The organism is Corallococcus praedator, from assembly GCF_003612125.1.
GTDB lineage: Bacteria > Myxococcota > Myxococcia > Myxococcales > Myxococcaceae > Corallococcus > Corallococcus praedator.
The window spans coordinates 1-6,089 of record NZ_RAWI01000493.1 but is presented as its reverse complement, the minus strand read 5'-3'; the positions used below and the strand labels follow the sequence as shown (position 1 = coordinate 6,089).

Genomic DNA, 6,089 nt, shown 5'->3' with positions numbered 1-6,089 from the left:
CTCCGTGGGGGGGAGGGGGCGTACTGCCACCGGAAGGCAGCATGACATCAGCCACGCCATCCTATCGGCCGTATTCCCAACCATCAACCGCCACGACGTGCCTGCTTCCTCTGATATCCTGCGGTGCTCCTTCACAATTCCACCCTTCCCGCGCATCACAGGTCGGTGGTTGGCGTGAAGGAGGGGTGTGCTACCGTTTCCGGCTTCTGGGTGTCGCCTTCCCCCACGCCCCCGGTCCCATCCTTTCTAGAGGTCTCAACGATGTTCGTGCGATCCGCGCTCTTCCTCTCCGCCGTCCTCCTGCTGGGAGGCTGCGAGGTCACCACCGAGTTGGGCAAGCCGTGCCGTCTGGTGCGCAAGGCGTCCGCCGAGGAGCAGGAGACCTACTCCACCAAGTTCATGCCCATCCGGGAGCGGGACGTGGCGCCGGATCAGGACTTCATCTCCTTTGGTTCGCTGGACTGCGAGGACCTCATCTGCGTGCGTGACGTGGACTCCGAGCGCAGCGACGACCCGACGGCCGAGGCCCTGGGCTACTGCAGCAAGGAATGCGTGCAGGGCACCACCACGGGCTGCGAGGTGACGCGCGATGACGCGCCCGAGGGTCTCGCGCCCCGGATGGCGTGCCGCCCCCTGCTCCTGGATCAGGCGACGCTGGACGCGATCCGCGTGGCGGACGAGCAGAAGTACCGCGACACGTTCGGGGAGAACAATTCCCCCTACTTCTGTGCCGGTGCGTCCCCGCAGGCCCAGGGCAACTGAGGGCGTCCGCCCGCTGAACAGTCGTCTCGCGCGAAAGGGTTAGACCTTTTCGCGCGCCCCGTTCGTAAAGGCAGGGCCCGCGTTCCACACGCCCTGGAGTCCTGCCATGAATCGAACGGTCCTCTTCCTCTCCCTGGCCGGTGCCCTGGCCCTCACCGCACTGGTGCTGGGCCTGCCCCGGGGTGAGGACACCCAGCCCACGCCGCACGTGGTGGTGACGCCGCCGACCCCGCCCACCCCGCCGCCGACCGTCTTCCAGGCCGGGGCCGGGGGGTCCATCCAGGTGAAGAGCCGGCTGTCACACCCCTACCTCCCGGTGGGCGCGTCGGAGACGTACGCGACGGTGGACCTCACCGGCATGGAGGTGGCGGGCGCGAAGCGCAGCCCGGTGAACCTGGCGGTCGTCATCGACCGGTCCGGCTCCATGAGCGGCTACAAGCTGCAGCAGGCGAAGCAGGCCGCGCGGCACCTGGTGACGCTCCTGCGGGACGAGGACCGGCTGGCCATCGTGCACTACGGCTCGGATGTGAAGAGCCTGCCGTCGCTGCCGGCGACGCCGGCCAACCGCGAGCGGATGGCCCAGTTCATCGACTCCATCTGGGATGACGGCGGCACCAACATCAGCGCGGGCCTGTCCGTGGGCCGCACGCAATTGGCGTCCGCCATGGGGGGCGCCGCCACCGTCAACCGCCTCATCCTGATGAGCGACGGCCAGCCCACCGAGGGCGTGTCGGATGAGCAGGGCCTGAAGAACGTGGTGCGGGACATCCGCGCCTCCGGCATCACGGTGAGCTCCATTGGCGTGGGCACCGACTTCAACGAGGACCTGATGCAGGCCTTCGCGGAGTACGGCGCGGGTGCGTACGGCTTCCTGGAGGACGCAAGCCAGCTGTCCAACCTCTTCCAGCGCGACCTGCAGCAGGCCACCACCGCGGTGGCGCGCAACGTGGAGCTGTCCTTCGAGCTGCCCCCGGGCACGACGCTGGGCGAGGTGCTGGGCTACCGCGCGCACCAGGCCGGCAACACCGTGCGCGTGGCGATGCCGGACTTCTCCGCGGGTCAGGTGGAGCGCGTGGTGGTGCGCCTCAACGTCACGGCCGGCGCGGCGGGCCAGTCCGTGCAGGTGGCGGGGCTGAAGCTCACGTACACGGACCTCATCGCCCGGCACAACGTGGAGGACCAGTCCCGGCTGACCGCGGTGGCCACCAACATCCAGGAGGAGGTCGTGCAGCGCCAGGACAAGGAGGCCACGGTGTACGCGGCCCGGGCGCGCGGCGCGCAGAACCTCCAGAAGGCCGCGGAGGCGATGAGCCAGGGCAAGAAGGACGCGGCCCAGCTCTACCTGCGCCAGAACCAGGCGCTCTTCATGGAGGCCGGCAACGTGGCGGGCGCGGCGGCGGTGGCCGCGGATCAGGCGGAGCAGGCGGAGTCGATGAAGGCCTATGACGACGCGGACAGCGAGGAGTCCCAGCGCGCCGCGGTGAAGAGCAGCAAGGTGAAGGCGCTCAAGGGCTTTGGCCGGATGGGCTCCACCTACTGAGCGTGGTGCCTTCGGGCCCCGGCGTCACGCGGGCGTGACGCCGGGCCTGGGGACGGCGGGTGGGCTGGAGTGGGGAACGCTCGGCCCCCCGGCCCCTTGGCGACGCGAAGCGGCATCTTCGCGATTGACCTGTGGAATCGCGTGGCCCTATCTCCGCGTTCTTCCAGGCTTCAGCCCTGGAAGGGCGCACTGGAGGCGCGAGACAGCATGGCGGCGAGCGCGAGCACCCCGTGGGTCGGGGTCATCATGGGCGGCAGAAGCGACCTCGAACACCTGCAACCGGCGATCGACATCCTCGCCGAGCTGCGCATCCCGCATGAGGTGCGCGTCGTGTCCGCGCACCGCACCCCGGACTGGATGATGGAGTACGCCTCCACCGCGGAGTCGCGGGGCCTGTCGGTCATCATCGCCGCGGCGGGCGGCGCGGCGCACCTGCCGGGCATGGTGTCCAGCAAGACGCTCCTGCCGGTGCTGGGCGTGCCCATGCCCACCACGGTGCTGAGCGGCTTCGACGCGCTGCTCTCCATCGTGCAGATGCCCAAGGGCGTCCCGGTGGGCACGCAGGCCATCGGCAAGCCGGGGGCCGCCAACGCGGCGCTGCACGCGGCGGCCATCCTGTCCCTCAAGTACCCGGAGCTGCGCGAGCGGCTGGGCGCCTGGCGCAAGGCCCGCACGGACGAAGTGCTGGCGCACCGCGAGGTGTCCGGATGACGGCGCGCGTGGTGCTCCCCGGCGGCACGCTGGGCATCCTGGGCGGCGGACAGCTGGGGCGCATGATGGCGCTCGCCGCACGCACGCTGGGCTATCAGGTGCAGGCGTTGGATCCGGACTCCACGTGTCCGGCCCGCTCGGTGGTGGACCGCTGCCTCACCGCGTCCTTCTCCGACACGGCCGCCGCGGAGGACCTGGCGCGCTCGTGCGACGTGGTGACGCTGGAGATTGAAAAGGTGTCGCTGGCCACGCTGAACGCCGTGGCCCGCCACACGCCCATGCGGCCCGGCGCGGACGTGCTGTCCGTCGTGCAGCACCGCGGCCGGCAGAAGGCCTGGCTCGCCAAGGGCGGCTTCCCGCTGGGCCCGTGGCGCGAGGCCAACTCGGAGGCGGAGCTCTCCGCGGCCATCACCGCGATGGGCGGCAAGTGCTTCATCAAGTCCAGTGAAGGCGGCTACGACGGGCGCGGCCAGTACGAGGTGAAGGGCCCCTCCGAGGCAGCCGTCGCGTGGAAGGAGTTGGGCGAGCGCTCCGTGGTGGTGGAGGCCGCGCTGGACCTGAAGGCGGAGCTGTCGGTGCTCGTCGCGCGCGGGCCGGATGGACAGCTGGCGGTGTACCCGCCCGCGTTCAACCACCACGAGGACCGCATCCTGGCGTGGTCGCTGCTGCCGGGTCCGCTGCCGGAGGCGGTGCTGTCGCAGGCCTCGCAGGTGGCGCGCGACATCACCGCCTCGCTGAAGGTGGAGGGGCTGCTGGTGGTGGAGATGTTCCTCCTGGGGGACGGCTCGCTCCTGGTGAACGAGGTGGCGCCCCGGCCGCACAACAGCTTCCACTCGACGGAAGTGGCGTGCCTGACGAGCCAGTTCGAGCAGGCCGTGCGCGCGGTGTGCAACCTGCCCCTGGGTTCGGTGGAGGTGGTGCGCCCCGCGGCCATCGTCAACCTGCTGGGCGACCTGTGGCTGAACGAGGGCGGGCCCCGCTTCGAGCAGGTGCTGGCGATGCCCGGCGTCCGGCTGCACCTGTACGGCAAGCGCGACGCGCGCAAGGGCCGCAAGATGGGGCACCTGTCCGCGGTGGGCACCTCGCCCGAGGACGCGCTCACCCGCGTGAAGGCCGCCGCGAAGCTCCTGGGGATGTGACGCCCGTGAAGACGAACGCCGCCCGGTTGTTGGACTCGCTCGGCATCGCGTACAGCTTGCGCGACTACGACGTGGACCCGGACGACCTGTCCGCGGAGACCGTCGCCGCCAAGGTGGGCATGCCCGCCGAACAGGTGTTCAAGACGCTGGTGGCCAAGGGCGACCGCACCGGCGTGTTGATGGCGGTGGTGCCGGGCAACGCGGAGCTGGACTTGAAGGCCCTGGCGCGGCTGAGCGGCGACCGCAAGGTGGACACCGTTCCGCTCAAGGAGTTGCAGCCGCTCACCGGCTTCATCCGGGGCGGCGTCACCGCGCTGGGGGGCAAGAAGGAGTACCCCGTCTACGTGGACGAGACGCTGGAGCTGTTCGACACCGTCGCCGTGTCGGCGGGGGTGCGCGGCACGCAGATCGTCCTCGCGCCCGCGGACTACCTGCGCGTGACGAAGGGCAGGACGGGACCGCTGTCGCGCCCCAAGGCGTAGACCTTTTTCACGGGCCACGCGTTCGAAGGACATTCCCGGCCCGAGGGCCGTTCCCGGGGTGTCCCGATGAATGCCGCCGTGTTGCAATTCCACCACCGCGAAGCCTTCGAGCACACCGTCACGCGCGCGCTGGCGGCGGGCGCCGGGGCGGGGCTCGTGCAGTGGCTGACGCTGCGCCTGGGCATGCCCATGCCGCTCACGTGGCTGGCACCCGCCGCGGTGGTGCTGGCGTGCGCGCGCGGAGACCGGTGGGACCGGGGGCTCCTGGCCGGGCTGGGGCTGCTGCTCGTCGGACTGCCCTACGGGCTGGGCCTGTCGCCCGGGTGGACGGTGGCGATGAGCGGCGCGGCCGCGGGCGCCCTGCTGGTGCGCGCGCGTCTCAACGAGCTGGGCGAGGAGGGCCAGGTGGCGGAGGCGCGCCCCACCCTCGTGCACTACGGCCTGGGCAGCGTGCTGGGCGCGGGGCTCACCCTGGCGGGCGGCGTGGTGGCGAACATCCTGTCGCTGCGGCTGGCGTCCGTGGCCACGCCCACGCTGCTGGCGGCGGTGATGGTGGGCGGCATCGTGGGGCTCTTCGTGGGCCTTGGCGCCATCGCGGCGCACCTGGGCCTCACGGCCGACCCGGTGGAGGCGCGGGCGGAGGAGCTGCTGCCCCAGCTCTCCGGCGACTTCCACACCCTGTCGGAGCGCGCGCTGTCGCTCTACCGTCAATGCGGCCAGTCCCTGGCGAAGCTGCCCCGCGAGCCCGCGCGCGAGGAGCTGGCCCGCACGCTGGCGCGCATCACGCGCGGCGCGGTGGAGCTGGCCTCCGAATGGGCCGGCGTGGAGGCGCAGCTGGAGGAGCGAGCCTCCGCGGAGCTTCAAGCGGAGCGCGACAGCCTGGAGAAGAGCGCCCGCGCCAGCACCGACGCGGTGGCCCGCCGGCAGTTGGAGGTCGCGGCGGCGTCGCTGGCCGAGGAGGTGGAGCGGCTGGGGGACATGCGCCAGCGGCGCGAGCGGATCATCGCGCGACTGCGCGCAGAGGTCGCCCTGTTGGAGCGTGCGCGCGTGGCGCTCCTGTCCTTGCGCAGCGGTCAGGCGCAGCTCAAGGCGGCGGAGCTGGCCTCGCTGGCCCGCCGTTTCCGGGCCCTCTCGACTGCCCAGGGAGAGGAGGGGCAGGCCATGGAGGCCGTCGCGGCCCAGGTGACGATGGCCCAGGTCGCGCCGGTGGAAGCCACCCCGGTGGCTCCCGTGGACGCCGCCCCCATGGCCTCCGAGGGCGCCAACGTGCCGGAAATCCAGCGGATTCGTGGGGAGTAGCGTGCCCCGAGGCCCTCTTTCCCAGTTCCTGGGAAGGGTGGCCACGCCCTCCTGCAAGCGTCCGTATTGGATGTTGGGGGTGCCTGAAGGGAGGGGGGGACTGAAGCTTCCTTCAGGGCGCGGTACATTTTGGGGGTCATGAGCCTGCCCTCCCCC

Annotated in this window: 6 protein-coding genes; all 6 read left to right on the top strand. The window is 71.4% G+C overall.

Annotated features, from left to right (window positions below; translation table 11 throughout):
- Positions 1 to 261: 261 nt before the first annotated feature.
- The 6 genes from cglC (at position 262) to D7Y13_RS37005 (ending at position 5,933) form a co-directional block, all read left to right on the top strand.
- Positions 262 to 762 carry an adventurous gliding motility lipoprotein CglC gene (gene cglC, locus D7Y13_RS37030; protein ID WP_120535490.1) on the top strand — a complete coding sequence of 167 codons (501 nt, stop codon included), beginning with the start codon at positions 262 to 264 and terminating at the stop codon, positions 760 to 762.
- A gap of 106 nt (positions 763 to 868) precedes the next feature.
- Positions 869 to 2,302 carry a vWA domain-containing protein gene (locus D7Y13_RS37025; RefSeq protein ID WP_120584852.1) on the top strand — a complete coding sequence of 478 codons (1,434 nt, stop codon included), beginning with the start codon at positions 869 to 871 and terminating at the stop codon, positions 2,300 to 2,302.
- Positions 2,303 to 2,509: 207 nt separating this feature from the next.
- Positions 2,510 to 3,013 (top strand): 5-(carboxyamino)imidazole ribonucleotide mutase, encoded by a 504-nt coding sequence (gene purE / locus D7Y13_RS37020; RefSeq protein WP_199732869.1) that lies wholly within the window; start codon positions 2,510 to 2,512, stop codon positions 3,011 to 3,013.
- Entirely contained in the window at positions 3,010 to 4,152 is a 1,143-nt protein-coding gene (gene purK, locus D7Y13_RS37015) for a 5-(carboxyamino)imidazole ribonucleotide synthase (protein ID WP_120535492.1), read from the top strand. The genes purE and purK overlap by 4 nt, the downstream gene beginning before the upstream one ends.
- A gap of 5 nt (positions 4,153 to 4,157) precedes the next feature.
- On the top strand, positions 4,158 to 4,634 hold the full coding sequence (ybaK, locus tag D7Y13_RS37010; protein ID WP_120535505.1) for a Cys-tRNA(Pro) deacylase: 477 nt from the start codon (positions 4,158 to 4,160) through the stop codon (positions 4,632 to 4,634).
- Between the two features lie 78 nt (positions 4,635 to 4,712).
- A complete protein-coding gene (locus tag D7Y13_RS37005; protein ID WP_233595774.1) occupies positions 4,713 to 5,933 on the top strand; it encodes a hypothetical protein in 1,221 nt (406 codons plus the stop codon).
- Positions 5,934 to 6,089: the final 156 nt, after the last annotated feature.

Coding starts and splice junctions, on each gene's coding strand:
- purE (WP_199732869.1), top strand. CDS start 2,510: ATGGCGGCGAGCGCGAGCACCCCGTGGGTCGGGGTCATCATGGGCGGC.
- cglC (WP_120535490.1), top strand. CDS start 262: ATGTTCGTGCGATCCGCGCTCTTCCTCTCCGCCGTCCTCCTGCTGGGA.
- purK (WP_120535492.1), top strand. CDS start 3,010: ATGACGGCGCGCGTGGTGCTCCCCGGCGGCACGCTGGGCATCCTGGGC.
- D7Y13_RS37025 (WP_120584852.1), top strand. CDS start 869: ATGAATCGAACGGTCCTCTTCCTCTCCCTGGCCGGTGCCCTGGCCCTC.